The following is a 22,122-nucleotide window of genomic DNA, read 5'->3' on the forward strand; positions in this document are numbered from 1 at the left end:
TCCTATGGATCCATATGAAGACGGAAAAAGAAAATATTTAAGTCCACTTGATAAGAAAGAAGCAGAGCCTCTCACACCTGTGGAGGCTTTTGTTGAAATTCAAGTAGAAACAATTGAACAGGATACGGTAGTTGATGAACCACTTTTTCCAATGGCATCATTACTTGAACATCTTACTGAACTGCGAAAACAAATTATTAAAGGGCTTTTCGTATTTATTCTATTTTTTATTATTGTATTCTCTACCATTAATATTTGGTTTCCTTATGTCACTCGAGGACATTCACTAATTATTTTAGGACCGTTAGAGGTTGTAAAATTTTACATGACGATATCCACAACACTAGCTTTCGGGTTATCTATGCCATTTTTAGTTCATTTTTTGTGGAGTTTCGTAAAGCCAGGTTTAAAAGAAGAAGAAAGCCGTTTCCTCGGTCTTTATGCACCTGTCATGCTAGTACTCTTCTTATTAGGCGTAGCTTTCGGTTACTTTATTGTTAATCCACTCAGCTACTCGTTTTTAGTGAGTATAGGAGCAACCAATTTTGATGTTATGGTATCCGCAAATGAATACATGCATTTTTTAGTGATGACAACCGTACCACTCGGACTACTCTTTGAATTACCAATCGTAGCCCTCTTTTTATCGTCCATTGGTGTATTAACGGCTGAATCCATGAAAAAAATACGAGGCTGGTCTTATATCGGGATGGGCGTTGGTTCTGCTTTGATTACACCACCTGATTTTATTAGTCAGCTACTCGTCTTAATTCCAATGATTATTTTATATGAAATAAGCATCTATCTCGTTAAACGTATAGAGCGTAAACAAATTGAAAGCACTGCGTAGCAAAAACGCAGTGCTTAATTTTTCTTTAATTCCATGACAAGAATCTCTGGTGGATTAAAAATCCGCATAGGTACTGTACTATTACCTAATCCTCGACTAACAGCCATAGTTGTGGTTCCTTCTTTATAAAGACCTGCCGTATATTTCGGAAATATTCCCTGCCCTCTTGCATAAAGACCACCAATTCCAGGAATCCGAACTTGTCCACCATGCGCATGTCCTGAAAATACTAAATCAATTCCAAACTCCACATACGTATCAAACACTTCTGGTCGATGTGCTAGTAAAATCTTTAGTACATTTGGTTGAACATTCCTTGTTGCTATCTCTAGCATTTCTTTCGTTGTTCTACCCGATAACGGATCTTCTATGCCAACAATCGCCAAGCGCTCCCCGTCGCGCTCAATGATGGTCGATTCATTGGACAACACATGTACGCCTAACGATGATAGCTCCTCATAAATTTCATTCACTTTATTCGTCGCTACTTCATGGTTTCCTAGTACATAATAGACATCCGCTAATTTAACTAATCCTCTAACAGCCTGTAAGCTTCGCTCCAAATCATAGCGATTACTATCAACTAAATCACCTGTAATAAAAATCAGGTCAGGATTTGTTGTCTTCACCTTTGCTATGAGTCTCTCTTGATGCTCACCAAAGAGAGCATCCTGTAAATCTGATATTTGTGTAATGCGTAGCCCATCAAAGCTGGCAGGCACTTTTTCTGATTCGAATTCATACTTGCTTACAACCAGCCAGTGATTGTTTACGTACAAAAAAATGACTATAAAAACAACAAAAAAACCCACATATAATAATTTTTTCAATCGCAATCGCTCACTTTGTGGCTTTTTCAGAAAAAATTCTGACCCTCCTATTATAAGCATAAAACTAAGTAATTGTAAGCACATACTCTAAAAAACCATAAATAGCGCAAAAGACCAACTCCACCTTCGTGTTAGTCTCTTAAATATTTTTGAATAACAGATGCTTACTATCGACATTTCTCTATATCTTGTTCGATCACAAAATAATGTTCTTTCCGCAACTTCCAAAACTAAAAATCATATTTTCCTGTGAAATTTAGATAGATTAATTAAGAGTTGTCATTTTGAAATCTCCATCTTTTTCTTAAATAGATTTCATGATTATTAACTGCATTGATATCACCCAAAGCATTCATTATTTGTATCGCTTTATTCGACATATCAATTCCTACATCACTATTTCCAGAAATAATTTTATATATTCCACTTAAATAAAGAAGCTTTACTTTTTCAAAGTACAGATCAGAATGCAGTTCAAGTATTTTTTCAGCAGAGATAATAAAATGTAACGCACTTGATGGTCTATTTGACTCTATACAAAAAAAGATGGTGTTTAATAAGACTCTTATCAATTAGTGATATCGTAAGTAAAAAAAAACGGATTTAGACACCTCCTTTAAGAAGATCTAAATCCGTTTTCTCGCTTATAATACTTTTTCTAAGAAATCTTTCGCACGCTGTGTAGATGGTGAAGAGAAAAACTGTTCTGGTGATGCATCCTCAATTAACTTTCCGCCATCAAGGAATAGTATACGATCGGCCACTTCACGAGCAAAGCCCATCTCATGCGTTACGATTAACATGGTCATCCCAGTATCAGCAAGATTTTTCATAACAGCTAATACCTCTTTTACCATTTCAGGGTCAAGTGCTGAAGTTGGCTCGTCAAATAAAATTACTTTTGGATCCATTGCGAGTGCTCGGGCAATGGCAACACGTTGCTTCTGCCCTCCTGATAGACGGTTTGGATATTCATTGCGTTTTTCAAAAAGGCCAACCTTCGTTAATAAATCTTCAGCTTTTTTGATAGCAGCTACCTTATCCATGCCCTTCACATTAATCGGTGCATATGTTAAATTTTCAAGTACCGTTTTATGAGGGAAAAGATGAAAATGCTGAAATACCATACCGACTTCTTCACGGATCTTCATAATGTTTGTCCCTTTGTCCGTCAGGACGTCACCAGCAATTGTAATCTTTCCGCTCGTTGGCTCTTCTAATAAATTTAAGCAGCGCAGGAATGTTGATTTACCAGATCCTGATGGTCCAATAATAGCAATTACTTCTTTTTCTTTAACTTCTGTTGAAATACCCTTTAGCACTTCGTTTTGTCCATATGATTTGTGCAAATCTTCAATTTTAATCACTTTTTCTCATTCCTTTCTCGATTCGTTTACCAAGGAACGTTAATACAAGCGTCATAATGTAGTAGATCACACCCGCAAATAGTAAAGGCTCAAGATAGCGATATGTTGAACCACCTACAATGTAAGCACGGCGCATAATATCAAGTGCACTAATAACTGTGACAACAGCTGTTTCTTTATTTAATGTAATAAATTCGTTTACTAAAGATGGTAAAATATTTTTTACGGCTTGTGGGATAATAATATCTTTCATCATTTTTGCATATGGAATACCTAGCGCTTGTGCCGCTTCCATCTGTCCTTTATCAACGGCATTAATTCCAGCGCGAATGATTTCAGAAATATAAGCACCTGAGTTTAACCCGAATGCAATAATAGCCGTTGGAACTGGTTCAATTTGAATATCTAATAACTGTGGCACTGCATAGTAAATAATCATTAATTGTAGTACGAGCGGCGTACCACGGAAAATTGATGTATAAAAATCTGCAAACCAACGTAAAATATTCACTTTACCAATTTTACATAATGCTAGTAATATACCAACTATAAAACCGATGATGGATGCACCGATTGCAATTTGAAGTGTGATACCTATCCCTTTTAATATATAAGGAATAGAGGGAACGATAGCTGTAAAATCTAAATTCACAGTGCCCCCTCCTTTCTTGTTCTCTTTTAAGGAAACGTAAGCGATAGCTCAAAATAGAGCTATCGCAGTTTAACTTTCTTATTTAACTTTTAACCATTTATCTTCTAGCTCTTTAATTTTACCTTCAGCAGCTAATTCTTTTAATGCTTTGTTAATTTTATCTTTAAGATCGCTACCTTTTTGAACAGCGATTGCTTTAAAGTCCTCAGGTTGCTCTTTAACAGGGAACGCTTCTAGTTTATCGTTCGTATCAAGATAACCTTTTGCTACACCACTTTCTACAATCCCAGCGTCTAAACGTTTAGACATCATGTCTTGAATAATTTCAGGAATTCGAGTACGTCCTTCAACTGTAGCATCTACTTCTTTTGCAATTTTATTACCTAAAGTTTCTTGGATAGAAGCGTTTTGAACACCAATTTTTTTACCAGCTAAATCAGCCTCTTTTTTAATTCCACTATCCTTTTTCACGATAAACACTTGCTCTGTTTGGTTATATTTATCAGAGAAATCTACAACTTTTTCACGTTCTTCATTAGGTGACATACCAGAAATAACAACATCAACTTTACCTGCTTGTAGGGCTGGTACTAAACTATTGAAGTCAATATCTTGGACTTGCATTTCTGCACCAATCTTGTCACCAACTAATTTAATTAAATCAATATCAAAACCAATAATATCTTCACCTTTTGCTGCATCAACATACTCGAATGGTGCATAGTCAGATGAAGTACCTACTTTTAATACTTGCTTTTGTTCTGTGCCTTCGCTAGCATTTGAATTTTTATCACTTGCTTTATCTTTTGCGCCACATGCTGCCAGTACACCAATTACTAGAACGAGCATTAGCATGAAAAATTTGTTTTTCATATTTAACGATCTCCTTTTACCTATGTTTTATTGTCTATGAAAATCTAGTTATAGAAAATATTAGAATGGATATTTATTCACTTTAGAGAATAAAAAATCTATCTGCTAATAAGATATACTCTTTTGAAGCAATAATCAAGCTAAACTAAAAATTTCCCGACAAAATATTATACACATAATTTTCTGATAAATCAATCTATTCAGACTTCCCTCTAGAGGAGAAGCTTATCACCCTAACGTAGGGGTGATTTCCGTTCCAACTGGGCGCTTTCCTGGGGATCCAAGGAGTCACCCAGCCTCCACTACAATTAACTTATACACGACGTACGTTTTAACAAATATAGTCCCCAACTTTCGGTTTATATATTCCTTTACTAAAAGGTGATACTGAGAGTTTATTCAACAAAGGAGACCTCCAAAAATGGAGGTCCCGCCACTTATCTTATTTCTCATCTGCAAATAGCTTTTCCTTCAACTCATCCTCTCCCGATCCTTCCGCTAAAGGTACGCGAGAGCGATATGCAGCCCGACATATTAAATGCCCTGCTACAGGAGCCGTTACAAAAACGAAGAGAATTCCTAAAATTAAACGTACGCTAACATATCCATCGTGTACCCAAAAGTAAATAAATGCGCCTAACAGACATGTTAAAACCGACAATGTCGAACTTTTCGTTGCAGCATGTGAACGTGTGTATACGTCAGGTAAACGAATCATCCCAAATGCACTAATAACACTTACAATGGAGCCAATCAATATAAGTATAACTGCCGCCCATTCAATCATTTGATTTACGTTCAACAATCACACCTCTTTCAATATATTTCGTAAACGCAATTGTGCCGATAAAAGCTAAAATCCCTAATATTAAAATGGCTTCTAAATACGCCTTTGTTTTCAATATAATGGAGACGATAGCTATTGCTGAAAGTAAATTAACGCCTATTGTATCAAGTGCTATGGCACGGTCAGGCAACGATGGACCTCGAATCACACGAAACAACGATAACGCAATCGATACACTGAATAATGCAAGAGCCAATAGTAAAATTTTTTCAATCATTAACGTGTCACCTCCATTATTGCTTGTTCAAATTTCCCTATTGAACGAATGACAGCTTCTTTCGATTGTTCAATATCCATTGCATGAATATAAAACATATCTCCCTCTTCAGAAACTTCCATCACTACTGAACCTGGAGTAAGAGTGAGCAACAACGCAAGAGCAGTTATTTCCCAATCTCCTTTAAGCGCAGTTTTATACGTAAATATTCCAGGAGTAATATTGAGCTTTGGAGTAGTAATTTGTCTTAATACGCTGTAACTCGATAATAGTAGCTCCCAATTAAAGAGCCATAATAATTTAATGATCGAAAACACACGTCGTAAATAAAATTGTGTGCCGTAAAAGCGATGCATTACATATAAAATCCCTATTCCGACGATAAACCCCATTAAAAATGTCGAAAACTGCGGTATAACTTCATCCTGTAACAATAGCCAAAGTGTTGCGATAAATAAATTTAAGATAAATTGCATCGCCATTATTTATTCACCTCACCTTGCCATGTTGTGCCATCCAGCACTGCATCAATATAGATTGATGGCGTGTAGAGCGTTTTTGCCGCATCTGTTACATACGGAGCCATCCATTCCGCTCCAATTCCTAAACCAATTGTACAAGCTGCCAACATTGTTAGTGGCAAGACCATACGCTTTGGTAACGGCTTTTCATCCTCTAGACTAATAATAGTTTCCCCAAAGAATGAGGAGAGAAATATTCGTAATAGCGAATATAAAACAATTAAACTAGATAAAAATCCTAATCCTAATAGAACAAAATTTCCGCCCTCAATAGCACCTTGTCCAATTAAAACCTTACCTAAAAAGCCACTTAATGGTGGTATCCCAGCAAGGGAACACATGACAATAAAGAATAACCAGCCAAAAAAAGGATAATTTCGAATAAGCCCACTCATTTTATCAATAACCGTTTCGCCAGTAACATATATCATCATTCCAACTGCTAAAAACAGCATGGCCTTAGCTACCATATCATGCATCAAATAGTATGTTACGCCCTGTAAGGCAGACTCTGTACCGATGGCTAGACCAGCTACTATAAAGCCAACACCAATAAGAACGTTATAGGCGGCAATTGTTCTTACGTCTCGTCCTGCTAGTGCTCCCATACAACCAGCAATAATCGTAAGTCCTGCCATAATTCCTAGCACCATATGCGTCACTTCAGTATTATTTGGGAAAAGTAATGTAAAGGTGCGAACGAGTGCATATATTCCAACCTTTGTTAATAATGCTGCAAAAAGTGCGGCTATAGCTGTTGGAGGTGCACTGTATGAGCCTGGAAGCCAGAAAAATAATAATAGTCCAGCCTTCAAACTAAAGACAATTAAGAAAATGAGCGCTACAGTCGTAATAAGGGGATCAGCCCCAACCTCCATAACACGGACAGAAATATGTGCCATATTCAATGTTCCAACGGTTCCATATAAAAAAGCTAATGCCACTAGGAATATCCAAGATGCAACAACATTAATCAGCACATATTTTAATGCCTCACGTAGTTGAATTTTATCGCCACCTAAACTAATAAGTGCATAAGAAGCAAGTAACATAACCTCAAAGCACACAAACAAGTTAAAAATATCCCCTGTTAAAAATGAGCCATTAACTCCCGCTACCATAAGCAAGACAAACGGGTAAAAATACATCTTTTCATAGCTCTTACCGATTGTGAACATGGCATACAACAAACAAATAGCTGCGACAATATTCGCTATTAACACAAGTAAGACTGCGAATGAATCAGCAACAAATAAAATGCCGAATGGCGGTGCCCAGCCACTAAAATCAATACGCATCACACCTTGTTTCTGAATCTCTTGCAATAAAATGACACTAATAAGGACAACGAAACTTAGTGTCAATAAACTAATGATGCGCTGCAAAATAACATTTTCACTTAAAAACACTAGTAAAATCGCCGTTATAACTGGCACAATTAATGGTAAAACAATCATATTACTCATCCGGCGTACCTCTCAATTCATCAAAATTCGCCGAACCGTTCGTTTTATAGGCTCGGTAACCGAGAACAAGCACGAACGCCGTTACCGCAAAGCTAATTACGATCGCAGTTAAAATTAATGCTTGCGGCAAAGCATCTGTGTAAGGACCTTCTGATTCCTCTAAAAGTGGTACATCCCCCTTTTTCAGTCCACCCATCGTTAAAATTAGTAGATGTGCCGCATGCGATAAAACCGCAGTTCCTAAAATCACACGTAATAACTGTTTCGAGAGGACTAAGTACGTCGCAACAGCTACTAATACACCAACTAAAACTAGTATTAAAGACTCCATTGGCTACTCATCCTCACTTATACTTAAAATAATTGTGACCACAACACCTACTACAGTTAAAGCCACACCAGCCTCGAAAATTGTTACCGTCGAAAAGCCCATTTTCCCGAATATCGGTATATTTATATAACTATGTGTTTGTGTTAAAAACGGAACATCAAAAAATAGTGAGCCGATTGCTGTGCCTGTCGCTAGTAATACGCCCAGCGCTGCAACTTTTTTAAAATCAAATGGCATCCCTTTATGCACTGTTTCAATGTCATACGCTAGATACAATAGAACAATGCCAGAAGCCAGCACGAGACCACCAATAAAACCTCCGCCAGGAGCATGATGCCCTGCAAAGAATAGATAAATACCAAGGGTTAAAATAATGAATACGACCGTCTTTGTTATAGTACGCAAAATGACGTCATTGATTTTCATGATCCGCATCCTCCTTTCGTGGCTTTAGCTTCGTTAATGCATACACTCCTAAGCCAGCAATCAGAAGAACGACAACTTCTAGCATCGTATCAAATGCACGGAAATCGCCTAATATTGTGTTGACAATATTTGAACCACCCGCTAGTTCGTAGGAATCATTGAAGTAAGTAGCCACTGGCTCAAAGCGATCGAAATGGACAACCGCTAAGCCTACTAGTGTAACTGTGGCGCCAACGAAAATGGATATAGTCACCTTAGACCATTGCATTTTTTTACGGGAGGTTTCAGGCATTAAATCAGGTAAATATTTAAAGCATAAAAGGAATAAAGCAGTTGTCACAGATTCAACAACTAATTGGGTTAACGCTAAATCAGGAGCACGGAAAATAACGAAGAAAAATGCGATTGAATAGCCAAGTACGCCGTTCAATAACATTGCTGTTACGCGGCCTTTAGCGAAAATCATCCATACTGCGGCGAACATCATTACAAACACTAAAATGAGCTCATAGGACTCAATCGTGGAATCCTTCGCAAAATTAAATGCAGTAGCATCCGACCAAATAAAATATCCTGCAATAAGCGCAACAAAAAATACATATATATAGACAAAATAATGTGTTAAATTACCTGCCATATAACGGTTAGTAAGCTTTGCAGAACTATTCTCGCTAAACTCAATCAGACGATTGTAATACGTATTAAACGTATATCTTTGCGGAAATATCCGATACATAGGCTTCCAGCTTTTTAATGTTTTAAATAAGATGATCCCAATAATGATTACACCTAGGGTCATTAACAATTCTGCGTTAATCCCATGCCAAGCATGAATATGTGGTGTTAATTCGCTTGTTGATGGGAATGTTGGATAAATACTTGCCATAGCAGGCTCTAAAATATAATGCCCTAGCACATTTGGGAAGAAGAAAATGCCAACTACAAAGACGCACAGAATGATTGGCGAAAGTAGCATACCTAACGGAGCTTCATGCGGTTTTTTATCCAGCTTATTAAGCTGCAGTTTTCCGAAAAACGTTCGACTGATTAAAATCATACAGTAAACAAATGTAAAGATACTTGCTACCCAAGCTACTATTGGAAATAGCAGTCCGAAATCAGAAATTGAAAATGCCTCTACATTGCGAATAGCTAATAACGCAGCGAAAAACATTTCTTTACTTAAGAAGCCATTAAATGGAGGTAAGCCTGCCATAGAAAAACCGCCAATGACCGCAATTGTGAACGTTACAGGCATTAAGGCCAGTAATCCTCCGAGACGGCGAATATCGCGTGTGCCCGCCTCATGATCGACAATACCAACCATCATGAACAATGCACCTTTAAACGTGGAGTGATTAATAAGATGAAACAACGCTGCAAAGCTTGCCTGCGTATAAAGAACGGTATTTTCAGCATAACCGTAATAATGGCCAACTGACCCTAACCCAAATAAACTCATTATCAAACCGAGCTGGCTAATTGTCGAAAAAGCCAGTAAAGCCTTTAAATCTGTTTGACGCACAGCAGTAAATGAACCCCAGAACAACGTTAAAAGACCAATCACACTGACTAACCAGAACCAAACAGCCTCGCCTCCAAATACTGGAGAAAAACGCGCAACTAAATATATACCAGCCTTTACCATTGTTGCCGAATGTAAATAAGCGCTGACTGGTGTCGGTGCCTCCATCGCGTCTGGCAACCAAATATGGAAAGGAAACTGTGCGGATTTAGTAAATGCACCGATTAGAATAAGGATTAACGCTGGGATAAACAGTGTCTGCTCTCGTATAACCCCTACATTGGCTACGATTTCACGTATACTAAATGTACCTGAAGCTACATAAAGCATTAGAAATCCCACAAGCATTGAAAGGCCACCGAAAACGGTAATTGTCATGGCTTTTCTTGCACCAGCACGAGATGCTTTTCGATGATGCCAAAATGCAATTAACAGGAAGGATGACACACTTGTTAACTCCCAAAATGTGTATAATACCATTAAATTATCTGAAAAGACGACGCCAAGCATAGCGCCCATGAATAGTAATAAATAGCAGTAAAAATGATGAAGAGATTCTTTCGCTGATAAATAGAAAATAGAATATAAAATGACTAAACTACCTACACCCGTAATCAGCAAACCAAAAATCATACTGAGTCCGTCGAGGTATGTTGTGAAATTTATATTAAAAGAGGGAATCCACTCATATGTATGAATAAAAGTTTTACCCTCGGCAATTTGAGGAATATAGCGCGCGAGTAAAAGAAACAAGATGAATGGAACGGATAAAACAAACCAGCCAAGATGTGCAACACGCCTTAGTCGCCTATAAAGTAGTGGAATAAGCGCAGCACAAACAAATGGTAAAAGTATCGCAATGAAAACAGTAACCAAGTGAAAACCTCCTACTATCAATTTCGTTCAGCAACTTGCTGTTTGATATGGTGCGAAAACAGATATGAGACAATAATCGATAATAAAGTATTCCCAAATCTACTGAAGTTACTACTGATTAAACTTTGCTCCGCCCACAAAATATCAATAACAATTGCTGAAGGCTCTAACTGTATTCAGATAGCGTTTAAATACTAAAGCCTTTTTAATGAAAGCTAACTAACATATCAGAAATTCTCTTGAAATTTGATTATTTATCAAGTACTAAAGTATGTACTCCTTGAAATGGAAAGTAAGTGGTTTGTGTTGAAGTAATAAACAATAATAGATAAAATCTATTTCATTCAACATTCAGCACATATTTTATGCAGGGAGAAGCTTTTGGTGATAGCACTGCATAAAATCAGGGGGGAACTTTTCAGGCTATGAGCTTCCTATTTTAAGAAGCCTGAATAACCAATATTGCCTTAAAGCCTAGAGAAAATGTCATGTCACATTGGTGTATCAAGTCACTTGACTATTCTATTTAACTAACTGCATAATAGTGTGGCATATAGAAGCAATTGGTTTAAATGCACGAAATGCATAAATCAAATAACTGTAAAGTATAGAGATAACCCAGTTTTTTCAAGGTTTTCCCGATATATTGTCATTAACTTTTATACATTTTTAGTATACATTATAAATGAGCATAATGCACTGTATCAGTATCGATTTTAGCTGTTTTAGGATATTTTTTTCAAAATCGACAGAATAAATAACAAAATAACAACAAGATAAGAGGTGTTAATTTTGATGAAGCATGTAAAAGGGCGTTTAGACGAAAGTATATTAGTTTGTGTCTACTATGGACTTAACGGTGAGCGATTAATACGACGTGGTCATAAAATGGCTACAATGTTAGATTGTCCACTATATATTCTTTCGGTCGATTCGCAACCCCTTGATGCATTTGATGCAGAGAAATCTAGTTACATTGAGCAATGGAAAAAGTTATCTGATGAGCTTGAAATTGAAAAGTTCATATTACAAGATAATGAAAAGCGCCCAATACAAAAGGTTATTGCAGAAGTGGCAAAAAATTACGGAATTTCTCAAATCATCGTAGGCCAAAGTGCACAAAGTCGCTGGGAAGAGATTACAAAGGGTTCCTTCCTTAACGTCTTATTAAAAGAAGTTCCTTTTGTTGATTTTCATATCGTGGCTGTCCAGCGTCCAACTGACGATGATGCAAACGATACATACGAAAAAGGTGTACGTGCTTATTTAATTCAAGAACATGAAGACTTTAAAGTAGCATTTACATGTCCTAAATATGTATCAATTGAAGGTATATTTTTCAAAGAGATTGGCACTGACTTTGATAACGGTATTTTTAAATTCACTTACAATGATAAAATGCATGAGGTTCACATATCAGAAGGCTATGTACTAGATAAAGAAAAACTTCCGGCTAAATTTTTATCTCCATTACGTCAATAATAAAAACGCGTTCCTCTAACTTGAGAACGCGTTTTAGCTTATCTAAAAAATATGAATATAAATTAAAGTGTAGCATTAATCAAAAGTTGATTTTCACTCCGAGTTGGCGCTTTCCGCGGGCTTGCCTTCAATCTCCTCGTCACTACGTTCCTGCGGGGCTTTCAGCGCAAGCTCATCCCGCAGGAGTCGCCATTCTCCGTGAAAAATCAACAGTTCCTCATCATTAGTGTATGAATAGCAAACTGAACTAAAATAGTATAATAACTTTGATTAAAACACCTAAAACATCCAATCTAAATCCTCACCTTGGAGGAAAACAGACTTTTCGATGCTCCTTTCAAAAAATCACCATACAGCTTTATGCAATTAGAAGTAGCATTTTTATTTTTCATTCTTACCTGAGCCTTACACCGCAGAAGCTGGCTTATCCTTAGGTAAGAAAAATGCTACGAGTAATAATAATGGTAGCAAAGAAACGACCATCATCGTAAAATCAATACCTCTATGATCCATTAATACACCGATGACCATCGCACCTATTGCCCCCATTCCGAAAGCAAAGCCAGTTGTTAAACCAGCCATTGTACCAATTTTTGTCGGAACAAGCTCCTGCGCGTAGACAACTGTTACCGAGAAGCTAATCATAATTAATGTACCGATAATCACTAAAAATATCATTGCTGCCCATAACGGTACATAAGGCAACGCTAAACAAAATGGCATCGGTACAACAACGGACAGTAAAATAACATTTTTTCTACCAATTCGATCTGATAACGAACCTCCGAAAAATGTGCCAACAACACCAAATGCCATAAAGGTAAAAATTAAAACTTGTCCAAGGCGAAGGCTAACACCATAATGATCCATTAAATAAAACACATAAAAACTTGTAATATTGGTTGTATAAAATGATCTCGCAAAAATAATAGTAAATAGTAACGTTAACGCAATACCTACTTGTTTCTTTGTTAACGGAGGTAAGTTGGAAACTAATACACGTTTTTTCTTTGCCAAACGTTCTTGCTCCAACTGCTTTTTATACCAACCTGCAATTTTACTCAATATAAGAATACCTATTGCTGCCACTACTAAGACAATTGCTGCACCACGTTGCCCAAAAATATCAAAAATATAAGCACTAATTAGTGGTGCTAGTGCTTGCCCAGAGTTACCTCCAACTTGATAAACCGATTGGGCAAGTCCTCTTTTTGATCCTGCTGCCATAAATGAAACACGTGAACCTTCAGGATGAAAAATAGCTGAGCCAAACCCTAAAAATAATACTGCAATAATAATTATCCAATATTGCGATGTGAACGCTATAATGGCAATGCCTATGAATGAACTTATCATTCCAATTGGTAAAGCATATGGTATTGGCTTTTTATCGCTAGCAAACCCAACAATAGGCTGCAAAGCAGAAGCAAACATATTTAACACAAATGAAATAAGACCTATTTGTGTGAAAGTTAGCCCTAAATCACTCTTCAATATTGGGAACATCGCTGGAATAACAGCTTGCATCGTATCATTGATAAGATGAGCGACAGCTATTGCAATCATTATTGGATAGATCGGATTATTAAAATTCTCTATTTGCTTATTCATATCGTCACCCTCTTTCTAATTTTTGTAATTTTTCATTTATAAGAGATTGTCGCATACTATTGACCTTTTTGCACAAGCTATTCATTGAAAATAGCAGTTTTAAGGGAGTTGATTTATGTATGAATATAGACGAATTTTTTAAAGCTGATTTTTGGGAAATGATACTTAGGGCAACACTTTCCTTCTTTGCGTTACTCATTGTAACTCGATTACTAGGAAAGAAACAGCTTGGACAACTTACATTCTTCCACTATACAACAGGTATCACATTTGGTTCTATTGCATCTGAAATAGCAGCACAGGCTGAGACACCCTTTTTAGATGGACTTATTGCCCTCATTTGGTGGAGCATTTTAACATATATAATGACCATCATTACCATTAAATCTAAAAAAGCTCGTGTGATTGTAGATGACAAGCCAACAATCCTTATTCAAAATGGAATTATTTTAGAGTCTGCCTTAAAGAAAAATCGTTTGCATATGGATGAATTAGCGATGATGCTACGAGAACAAGCCGTATTCTCTATACAAGATGTACAATATGCATTACTTGAAACTACAGGAAAACTAAGTGTGTTACCAAAACCCGCTGAGCAACCCGCTACAAAACAAGATGTAAAGGCCGATGTTACACCACCAACCTATATTCCAACAGAAGTGCTTTCTGACGGCAAGGTTATTTATGAAAATTTAGTTGAACTTGAATTGACTGAAGATTGGCTTTTGAAAAAGCTGAAAAAGCAAAATGTCCAAGCCGTTGAAGATGTTTATTTTGCTCAGGTTCAAACAAACGGCTCACTATATATAAGCATGAAAGATAAAGCAAGACGATCAAGCCCTTAACAGCTTGTCTCGTCTTGCTTAATCTATTTTCACAATATCCAATGGTGTTATGATGCCAATTAGCTTTTGATGTGGCTTTCCATGCTCCGTTATTAATAAAGCTTCAAAACGGCGTCCCCTTTCCACACCTTGTTTAAAAATTTCTTCTGCCTCGTAAATCGTTATGTATCTACTCACAAATTTATAATTCACTCTATTTTTTTCATGCATTAAAATATCATGTAAGGTCGGAATCTTCTTAGGTATTTGATCGCCTTCCATCATGGTAGCTAACCAGTTTGTAATTCCAACTGTAGTCACAAGCCCTTTAAATTGATCTTTATGGTATACAGGAAACTGTGTAAATTTACGATGACGTATAACTTTTAACACATGTTTTAATGAATCTCTTTCTTGAAAAGCTAGCACCTTTTTGCGGAACATTTGTCCAACGAGCGTTGGCTTAGCAAGTGTAGTATCGATATATTCAATTCTTTCAACCACGTCTAGATGTGGTTCAGCAATGACATATTCTAAGGACGTATGGTGATGAACAATTGCATTTCGTAAATCTGCATAAGAGCGCAAATCGTCTTCATATTTACGAACTAGTACATCCTTCTTCTTAGATTGATCGATAAGACGATAAAAGGGCATAAAGTCCTTTGCACCAACAATATTCCTTAACCTGTGATCTATCCGATTAAACGCTGTGAGAAAGCGATCGGAATTTTCTGTAGCCAATTTATCCACACCCTCCAACTTATTTTTCATATTTTCCGAGTATTTGACAAATTCTGAGTTATAACTACATTATATTCCTAAGTTATGGATATTCCAAGAACAGCTCTTATTATTCTTAGCTCTACCTTCTTTTAGACCGCTCACTTCCTTGTTTATTCCTATTTTTATTTGGTACTGTCCAATGAATGTTTAAATCAAAAAAGAAAGCATCAACGAGGTAGGGATCTACCAAGTTGATGCTATCAATTATGCCTCGGCATAATTACGTCCGGAATCGGCTGTAAGAAGTTAAACAAGATTCAATCAACATACCGTTTCTTACCTCGCCACTAGCGATTACGCTGATTTTCACCTTAATATTATCTCTATATTTTCGTCATTGATGCGTTTTTCTTCATTGTCAAAATTCCGATACTCATAAAAATTATTGTGACAACTAATGTAATAGATAGACTCCACCAATAATCTGGCATCTCCATTGTGCCCCTAATTAATTGAACGCCATATACCGGTAATTTCCATGGTGATATTGTCCAAAATGCTCCAACTATAGCATCCAATATTTGCCCAATAAATATGAAAGCGAATGCACATGTTGCTGCTACCACTGTTTTAAAGGCTGCACTCATCATTAATGTCACTGCTAGCACAAAGAGTAACCAAGAAAAGTACGTGAAAAAGCTTGCCACAAGAGGTCCTATCTCAAATGTCCCATAAAGCACGACCGTATAGTATACGCTTGCAGTAAAACCAGCTAAAATACTAACAAAACCAACAGTACTCATAACGATAAATTTACTCATAAAATAAGCGCCGAACGATATAGGACGGACGTACAATAAAGTACCCGTCCCATTTGCTCTTTCTTTACTAACGACTCCTACAAAAGTAGCCATCAATACGAGTAAACCTATCGTTTGAAATTGTCCAACGGAAGCTTGTAATAGGTCAACTGGCATTAATTCTGGCATCAACATTTCAAAGCCTTCTGGTAAGTTACCAACAGCATTTAAAATATCCTTCATATAATAGTTTGTCAGGGGATCAGTCATACCGAGCAACGCAAATACAAGAGGTATCCATAAAAACTTCCAGCTTCTCCAAGCTTCTCTGAATTCCTTTTGCAGAAGTACATTAAATCCTCTCATATTTTTCTCGCCACCTTCATGAAAATCTCTTCAAGTGATGCTGTTTGTCTCTCTACTTTTCGTATTTTAAAAGGACAACTACTTAAAAATTGAAGCAGTTCCTGCATACTCGGTTTTTCATCATTAATTTCTATATACACATTACAGCCCTTTGCTTCTCCTATAAGTTCAGATTGACTAGCAAAAAGTTCTGCCTCTTTTTCGGTGTTAAATTCGACAACATAATTTGGTTCATCAAAACGTTGTCGGACTTCACGTAATGTCCCCTGTTCTACTAGCTTTCCATCACGTAAAAACAATAATTGATCTGTCATCTCTTCGGCATCATTTAAAATATGTGTCGAATATAAAATAGTTGTTTCTTGTTGTAGGCCCTTTAATAAATCAAGAACTTCCCTACGACCTACCGGATCCAATGCAGACACAGGTTCATCCAATAACAGTAGTTTAGGCTTATGCACAATTGCCTGGGATATTCCAAGTCGTTGCTTCATGCCACCAGAAAATATAGCAATCTTCTTATTTAAATCATTACCTAGACCTACAAACTCAAGTGTTTTTTGCGCTTCTAGTGTTGCTTTTTTTGTAGGCACACCATTTAACTTTGCAGCCATTTCAGTAAACTCTAACGCACTTAACCAAGGATGGAATTGCGGATACTGTGGCAAGAAACCAATATTGGCTCTTAAATCACCATCCAGCATTTTTACACTTCCAGAGGTTGGTTTTAATAAACCTGTTAGCATCGATAATGTCGTTGTTTTACCAGCGCCATTGGGTCCAATTAATGCTGTCGATGTATTTTCCTCTAATGTGAACTCTATTCCATCCACAACTACTTTCTCTGCAAATTGCTTTGTGAGTCCCGTTACCTGAAGTAATATCGTCATGATTGTTTTCTCCCAACTATAAAGTACGCAATTGATCCAACAATATTAGTAAAAATAATCAGAAACACCCATAAAATTTTAGGCCCATTTGTAGCATGGATTTTACGTAAATCAATTAGAGCTACAATCATTAAAATAAATTGGACCACAATTAATGGTGCTATGACCGCCCACGGAACTTTCGCTAACTCCTCCATCATAGAGATCACCTCATCTTTGTTATATTATTACTATAACAAAAACTGTTCTATTATGCATAGTACAAATTTATGTATACAGCAGACCGCTAAGTACATAACTATACGGAAAATAAAAACAGCTAAATATCCGTAATTATGAGGATTTAAGTCTATTTTTATCATCTGATAATTTCAAGAATATCTAAAGTGGAAAGCGTAGTGCGACAGCAGCAGCACGATGTTGATAACGAAGGCGTTATCAGAGGATGTGATGGCAAATGTCATCCAACTTTTAGTTTTATCGGAACACTTTCATGAATTATCGCCCAACTTTTAATTTTTATCGACAACTACCTTTCAATGAGCAAAAAGGATAATTCACTAACTAATAAAGAAGATGTACCAAAGTTAAAAAAACTTTTGGTACATCTTCTCATTTATTTATATAGCTTCTGCAAAGCATCTTCCATTTTAGGACGAATTGTTACTTGTGGACGGGCGTTCTTGACTGCCTCTTCCGCTGCCTCTAGAGAATTGGCCATGCCAAGCTCCATTAATACAGCAGTGGCAGCCACTCCTGCGCGACCTCCCCCGCTTCCGCAATGGAAATACACTTTCTGCCCATTGTCATAGGCAGAAACAATTTCTTTCGCAACTTTTTGAATAGATGGCGCTACTTCTATGTCCTCATCAGCAATTGGCATATGCTTGTACACATATGAAGTCGCTTCCTGCTCCTCATTGGATAAGCCATTTACTCGAACATCAATCACGATATCCACCGTTTCTTGTTCAAAAGCTAAATCTGCATCTTTTGCACCGCCAAAGAATAATCGATCCTTTACTAATACATCGTAATTTTTCTCCATAGTATGCACGCTCCAAATGATTATTTAAGTAAATGCTTAATATCATCATAGTACGGAAGAGCTGTTAATGCCCCTGCTTTAGTGGCTGCCAAAGCACCTAGCTTATTACCAAAGCTTACACAACGAACAAGTTCCTCTTCCGTTGTAGGTAAACCATTGTAATGAACATCGCGCAATACACCAGCCATAAATGCATCTCCAGCACCCGTAGTATCTACTGGCACTACCTTTTCTGTCGGTACATGGATAACCTCACCATTCAATACCGCATAAGTGCCATCTTCACCTACTGTTACTAAAATAACGGGCACTAAATAACTATTTAATTGCTCAATTCCCTCTTCCAAGCTAGTTGTTTCTGTCAGGAAAAATAATTCTTCATCAGTAACCTTTAAAATATCTACGTTCTCGAAAAATGACGTGATGGTTTCACGGCAAATTTGCTCACTGCTCCAACGAAGCGGGCGAATATTCGCATCCATTGCGATAATTGCTCCTTTTTCCTTTGCCATCTCTACGGCAGCACGTGTTGTATCAAGTGCTGTGGGATGGAACATTGTACCCGAGCACACTGTTAAAGCAGATGCATGTTTAAAAGCTGCTTCATTTAATTGTGTTGCTTCTACTTGTAAATCTGGCGTCTCATCGACATAATCTTTAAAAATTCGCTCACATGCCTCTGTTAAATGTACATAGACACCGCTAACACGCTTCGCAGGGTTAAATACTGCATAATCTAGGCTTACCCCTTCTTGTGCAAGGCCATCTCGAACAAACTGAGATCCTTCGTCATCTCCTGTGATCGTAATTAATGCAGATGGAGCACCAATACGGCTAATTCCCGCGGCAACATTTACCGTTGCACCACCCATATATTTAGTAAAAGATGTGTTTGTTACATCATCAGCGATATAGTCAATAAAAGCATCTCCGTAAACTAATATAAAATCCTTATCTTCCTTTGTCATTGTTATCCTCCTGAAACTCTAGTCATTATAGATTAACACGAAATTTGATGTCGCATAAAGTTTTAAACTTTCGGAAAAATAATAATTATGACTTGGCATAGTTGTTGCTGTCGCTTCGCTTTCTCACAGATAAACAATGCGTCTGGAATCGGCTTTAGGCCTGCACGAGGGCCGACAAGATGTCGGTCATTTCAGTAATGCCACAGGACGTGGCGATTTTACGATGCAGGTCAGTTCGCCGTTATCGCATAGATGCGATGGTTTTTAGGCTAACATCCTTTATTAACTCTTTTCCGATTTCATGCCACCAGAATATCACTATTTTCTCAAAAACTTGAGTCATCCTCTATCTTTGTTATACTTGCCTATAGAAAGGTAGGGATTTTGACAATGAGTATTACAATTCGACAAGCGCAACCACAGGATGCCCATGCCGTTGTACCATTAATTATTGATGCGATTGGTGATATTGCCAACCGTTTAACAGGAGAACAGACAGCTAAAGCAGTTGAACAAGAACTTACTGTACTATTCAAGCGTGAGGATAATCGACATTCCTATTTAAATACTTTTGTTGCTGTTGAGAATGAGCAAGTATTAGCAATTCTTGTTTACTATAATGGTGTCGAAGCCATTCACATGGATGAAAACCTCGTAAAATGGCTTGAAGAAAAAAATGCGCCATCCATTATCATCGATAAAGAAGCTCATGAAGATGAATATTATATTGATACTATTTGTGTAGCACCAGAAGCTCGTGGTAAAGGAATTGGAACATTATTACTGCAATTTACCATAGAGGAAACACAAAAACGAGGCTATACAAAATTATCATTAAATGTTGAAACACAAAAAGAAGACGCTCGTCGCCTTTATGAACGCATGGGCTTTGTCATTACAGAGCCATGGTCCATCATTGATGAACCATTTCATCATATGGTGAAGCAATTTTAGGAAGTGAAACAAAAAAACATGAAGAAAAATTTATTTTATCCTCTTTTAATTGTCATTGCTTCTAGTAGCTACGGAATACTATCGACAATTGTCAAAGTAGCTATGCAGCATGGCTTTACAACAGGAGAGGCCGTATCGAGTCAATATATTATTGGCTTTATGCTTGTTGCAACTATTTTTATAGTGACACAAAGACAATTACCGAAGCTTTCTAAAAACGGACTGCTTATTTTAGTGTGCGCCGGGATATTTACCGGGGCTACAGGGATAATATACGGAGAATCATTAAAGTATCTACCAGCATCTCTTGCAGTAGTAATGCTCTTCCAATTTACATGGATAGGCTTATTAATAGATTGCGCACTTCATAAACGTTTACCAAGTCGGACTGAAGTAATTTCTCTCATTGTATTATTTGCTGGAACTATTTTAGCTGCCGGTGTACTAAATGTAGATTTAAGCGGTATTCCTATTCGAGGCTGGTTACTAGGGTTTGCTGCTGCCTTTACTTTTGCTTGCTTTATTCAATTTAACTCTCGTCACTTGGAAGGTATTACAACTACATCACGCGTGTTAATTGTTTCCTTTGTCGCTCTTATCATGATTAGTATTTTCCTTAACCCTGAAGTCCTTTGGAACGGCAAATTATTCGCCGGAGGGTTATGGAAATTCGGACTAGCACTAGGGCTCTTCGGTATTATATTGCCGATTTATTTATTCTCAATAGCTGTTCCGAAAGTAGGAGGAGCTCTTGCCTCTATTTTAAGTGCTATGGAGTTACCCGTTGCCGTAACCGTTTCAGTTATTGTTCTACATGAACCTTTAACTTCTTTACAAATTGCGGGTATTATTTTGGTTATTATCGGTATGATGCTACCGACAATACTTTCGCAACGACGACAAAAGGATAAATCTTTAAAGACTATCAGTAAGTAAATACTGTAATCTAAATTAGAAAGGGAGATGTATCACATTTTTGATACATCTCCCTTATTTCTATATAAACTTTTATAAACCAAGCGCTGGATACATAACCAAACGTTACTCAGGCGTCTTATTTAATTTACTTTTTGTGAGCTATTAAATATTGAAGTTATTGGCCATTGATAAAGTTCTTCCACCCACAATAATTAAAATGCCTAAAATTGACCACAATATACGTTTATACATTTACTTTCTACACCTCCCTTTTTGAAAATTATATGTTAAATTAACTTTTCGTTAGCTTAATTATAATATATTAAAATTTATTGAAGATTTTCTTTAATAAAAGAAATTCCAAAATATATAGTGTTTCCTAGCATGTCATAAAACAAATCGTTATTTTCCGAATATTCAAATTAAAAATACATTTTAATTTATGATAAAAATTTAATTAAAAAGAATATAATCTTTAAACTATTAATTAGTTACGCGTCATCAATTATTACTCGTAATTAAATCTGGAAAAGGGAGGAATCATTCATGCATTTTGAAACATTCAAACCAACTCAATGTAATGAACAACATGGTATTAGTATCAACATTACAATCTCTAAAGAACGTTAATAATTTCATTACTTTATAAGCTAATCAAAGGAGGAATCATTCATGCATTTTGAAACATTCAAACCAACTCAATGTAATGAACAACATGGTATTAGTATCAACATTACAATCTCTAAAGAACGTT

General features: G+C 36.7%; 24 protein-coding genes. 5 read left to right on the top strand and 19 right to left on the bottom strand.

Going from position 1 to position 22,122, the window contains the following annotated elements; all coding sequences use genetic code 11:
- Nucleotides 1-4: 4 nt before the first annotated feature.
- Nucleotides 5-850: a twin-arginine translocase subunit TatC gene (tatC, locus tag ACQKNC_RS18325; RefSeq protein WP_427426183.1), complete on the top strand. Its 846-nt coding sequence runs from the start codon at nucleotides 5-7 to the stop codon at nucleotides 848-850.
- Nucleotides 851-864: 14 nt separating this feature from the next.
- Here tatC and ACQKNC_RS18330 read toward each other — a convergent pair whose 3' ends face one another.
- The 12 genes from ACQKNC_RS18330 to ACQKNC_RS18385 form a co-directional block, all read right to left on the bottom strand.
- Nucleotides 865-1,680, bottom strand: coding sequence for a metallophosphoesterase (locus tag ACQKNC_RS18330; RefSeq protein ID WP_427426184.1), 816 nt, complete (start codon nucleotides 1,678-1,680; stop codon nucleotides 865-867).
- Nucleotides 1,681-1,949: 269 nt separating this feature from the next.
- A complete protein-coding gene (locus tag ACQKNC_RS18335; RefSeq protein ID WP_427426185.1) occupies nucleotides 1,950-2,252 on the bottom strand; it encodes a hypothetical protein in 303 nt (100 codons plus the stop codon).
- 72 nt (nucleotides 2,253-2,324) lie between these two features.
- Nucleotides 2,325-3,047 carry an amino acid ABC transporter ATP-binding protein gene (locus ACQKNC_RS18340; protein ID WP_427426186.1) on the bottom strand — a complete coding sequence of 241 codons (723 nt, stop codon included), beginning with the start codon at nucleotides 3,045-3,047 and terminating at the stop codon, nucleotides 2,325-2,327.
- Entirely contained in the window at nucleotides 3,040-3,699 is a 660-nt protein-coding gene (locus ACQKNC_RS18345; RefSeq protein WP_427426187.1) for an amino acid ABC transporter permease, read from the bottom strand. Before ACQKNC_RS18345 ends, ACQKNC_RS18340 begins: the two co-directional genes overlap by 8 nt.
- A gap of 78 nt (nucleotides 3,700-3,777) precedes the next feature.
- Complete coding sequence (locus ACQKNC_RS18350; RefSeq protein WP_427426188.1) at nucleotides 3,778-4,572, bottom strand: transporter substrate-binding domain-containing protein; 795 nt, start codon at nucleotides 4,570-4,572, stop codon at nucleotides 3,778-3,780.
- A 442-nt stretch (nucleotides 4,573-5,014) separates the two neighbouring features.
- Nucleotides 5,015-5,374 carry a Na+/H+ antiporter subunit G gene (locus ACQKNC_RS18355; protein ID WP_370045418.1) on the bottom strand — a complete coding sequence of 120 codons (360 nt, stop codon included), beginning with the start codon at nucleotides 5,372-5,374 and terminating at the stop codon, nucleotides 5,015-5,017.
- Nucleotides 5,352-5,636, bottom strand: a complete 285-nt coding sequence (locus ACQKNC_RS18360) for a Na(+)/H(+) antiporter subunit F1 (RefSeq protein ID WP_249076134.1) — start codon at nucleotides 5,634-5,636, stop codon at nucleotides 5,352-5,354. Before ACQKNC_RS18360 ends, ACQKNC_RS18355 begins: the two co-directional genes overlap by 23 nt.
- Complete coding sequence (locus ACQKNC_RS18365) at nucleotides 5,636-6,118, bottom strand: Na+/H+ antiporter subunit E (protein WP_427426189.1); 483 nt, start codon at nucleotides 6,116-6,118, stop codon at nucleotides 5,636-5,638. The genes ACQKNC_RS18360 and ACQKNC_RS18365 overlap by 1 nt, the downstream gene beginning before the upstream one ends.
- A complete protein-coding gene (locus ACQKNC_RS18370) occupies nucleotides 6,118-7,623 on the bottom strand; it encodes a Na+/H+ antiporter subunit D (protein ID WP_427426190.1) in 1,506 nt (501 codons plus the stop codon). The genes ACQKNC_RS18365 and ACQKNC_RS18370 overlap by 1 nt, the downstream gene beginning before the upstream one ends.
- Nucleotides 7,616-7,954, bottom strand: coding sequence for a Na(+)/H(+) antiporter subunit C (locus ACQKNC_RS18375; protein WP_427426191.1), 339 nt, complete (start codon nucleotides 7,952-7,954; stop codon nucleotides 7,616-7,618). Before ACQKNC_RS18375 ends, ACQKNC_RS18370 begins: the two co-directional genes overlap by 8 nt.
- Nucleotides 7,955-7,957: 3 nt before the next feature.
- Nucleotides 7,958-8,380, bottom strand: a complete 423-nt coding sequence (locus ACQKNC_RS18380; RefSeq protein ID WP_427426192.1) for a Na(+)/H(+) antiporter subunit B — start codon at nucleotides 8,378-8,380, stop codon at nucleotides 7,958-7,960.
- Nucleotides 8,367-10,781 (bottom strand): Na+/H+ antiporter subunit A, encoded by a 2,415-nt coding sequence (locus ACQKNC_RS18385; RefSeq protein ID WP_427426193.1) that lies wholly within the window; start codon nucleotides 10,779-10,781, stop codon nucleotides 8,367-8,369. The genes ACQKNC_RS18380 and ACQKNC_RS18385 overlap by 14 nt, the downstream gene beginning before the upstream one ends.
- A gap of 795 nt (nucleotides 10,782-11,576) precedes the next feature.
- Between ACQKNC_RS18385 and ACQKNC_RS18390 the strand changes: the two genes are divergently transcribed.
- Complete coding sequence (locus tag ACQKNC_RS18390) at nucleotides 11,577-12,263, top strand: histidine kinase (RefSeq protein ID WP_427426227.1); 687 nt, start codon at nucleotides 11,577-11,579, stop codon at nucleotides 12,261-12,263.
- 405 nt (nucleotides 12,264-12,668) lie between these two features.
- Here the strand turns inward: ACQKNC_RS18390 and ACQKNC_RS18395 are convergent, their stop codons facing one another.
- Nucleotides 12,669-13,874, bottom strand: coding sequence for an MFS transporter (locus ACQKNC_RS18395; RefSeq protein ID WP_427426194.1), 1,206 nt, complete (start codon nucleotides 13,872-13,874; stop codon nucleotides 12,669-12,671).
- 119 nt (nucleotides 13,875-13,993) lie between these two features.
- On the opposite strand from ACQKNC_RS18395, the gene ACQKNC_RS18400 reads away from it, so the two are divergent.
- The gene (locus tag ACQKNC_RS18400) at nucleotides 13,994-14,719 is read left to right on the top strand and encodes a DUF421 domain-containing protein (RefSeq protein WP_427426195.1); all 726 of its coding nucleotides are present in this window, start codon (nucleotides 13,994-13,996) and stop codon (nucleotides 14,717-14,719) included.
- A gap of 18 nt (nucleotides 14,720-14,737) precedes the next feature.
- Here ACQKNC_RS18400 and ACQKNC_RS18405 read toward each other — a convergent pair whose 3' ends face one another.
- The 6 genes from ACQKNC_RS18405 to ACQKNC_RS18430 all read right to left on the bottom strand — a co-directional run bounded on the left by ACQKNC_RS18405 (nucleotide 14,738) and on the right by ACQKNC_RS18430 (nucleotide 19,496).
- Nucleotides 14,738-15,442, bottom strand: a complete 705-nt coding sequence (locus tag ACQKNC_RS18405; RefSeq protein WP_427426196.1) for a CBS domain-containing protein — start codon at nucleotides 15,440-15,442, stop codon at nucleotides 14,738-14,740.
- Nucleotides 15,443-15,807: 365 nt separating this feature from the next.
- Nucleotides 15,808-16,590 carry an ABC transporter permease gene (locus ACQKNC_RS18410; protein ID WP_427426197.1) on the bottom strand — a complete coding sequence of 261 codons (783 nt, stop codon included), beginning with the start codon at nucleotides 16,588-16,590 and terminating at the stop codon, nucleotides 15,808-15,810.
- Entirely contained in the window at nucleotides 16,587-17,480 is an 894-nt protein-coding gene (locus tag ACQKNC_RS18415) for an ATP-binding cassette domain-containing protein (protein ID WP_427426198.1), read from the bottom strand. The genes ACQKNC_RS18410 and ACQKNC_RS18415 overlap by 4 nt, the downstream gene beginning before the upstream one ends.
- Complete coding sequence (locus ACQKNC_RS18420) at nucleotides 17,477-17,680, bottom strand: PLD nuclease N-terminal domain-containing protein (protein ID WP_427426199.1); 204 nt, start codon at nucleotides 17,678-17,680, stop codon at nucleotides 17,477-17,479. The genes ACQKNC_RS18415 and ACQKNC_RS18420 overlap by 4 nt, the downstream gene beginning before the upstream one ends.
- A 416-nt stretch (nucleotides 17,681-18,096) precedes the next feature.
- Nucleotides 18,097-18,528 carry a protein-tyrosine phosphatase family protein gene (locus ACQKNC_RS18425; RefSeq protein WP_427426200.1) on the bottom strand — a complete coding sequence of 144 codons (432 nt, stop codon included), beginning with the start codon at nucleotides 18,526-18,528 and terminating at the stop codon, nucleotides 18,097-18,099.
- Between the two features lie 20 nt (nucleotides 18,529-18,548).
- Nucleotides 18,549-19,496 carry a carbohydrate kinase family protein gene (locus ACQKNC_RS18430; protein WP_427426201.1) on the bottom strand — a complete coding sequence of 316 codons (948 nt, stop codon included), beginning with the start codon at nucleotides 19,494-19,496 and terminating at the stop codon, nucleotides 18,549-18,551.
- A gap of 390 nt (nucleotides 19,497-19,886) precedes the next feature.
- Between ACQKNC_RS18430 and ACQKNC_RS18435 the strand changes: the two genes are divergently transcribed.
- Both ACQKNC_RS18435 and ACQKNC_RS18440 read left to right on the top strand, forming a co-directional pair.
- Nucleotides 19,887-20,450: a GNAT family N-acetyltransferase gene (locus ACQKNC_RS18435; RefSeq protein WP_427426202.1), complete on the top strand. Its 564-nt coding sequence runs from the start codon at nucleotides 19,887-19,889 to the stop codon at nucleotides 20,448-20,450.
- 18 nt (nucleotides 20,451-20,468) lie between these two features.
- The gene (locus tag ACQKNC_RS18440; protein WP_427426203.1) at nucleotides 20,469-21,386 is read left to right on the top strand and encodes an EamA family transporter; all 918 of its coding nucleotides are present in this window, start codon (nucleotides 20,469-20,471) and stop codon (nucleotides 21,384-21,386) included.
- Nucleotides 21,387-22,122: the final 736 nt, after the last annotated feature.

The organism is Lysinibacillus sp. NPDC094177 (assembly GCF_050279145.1).
Classification (GTDB): domain Bacteria; phylum Bacillota; class Bacilli; order Bacillales_A; family Planococcaceae; genus Lysinibacillus.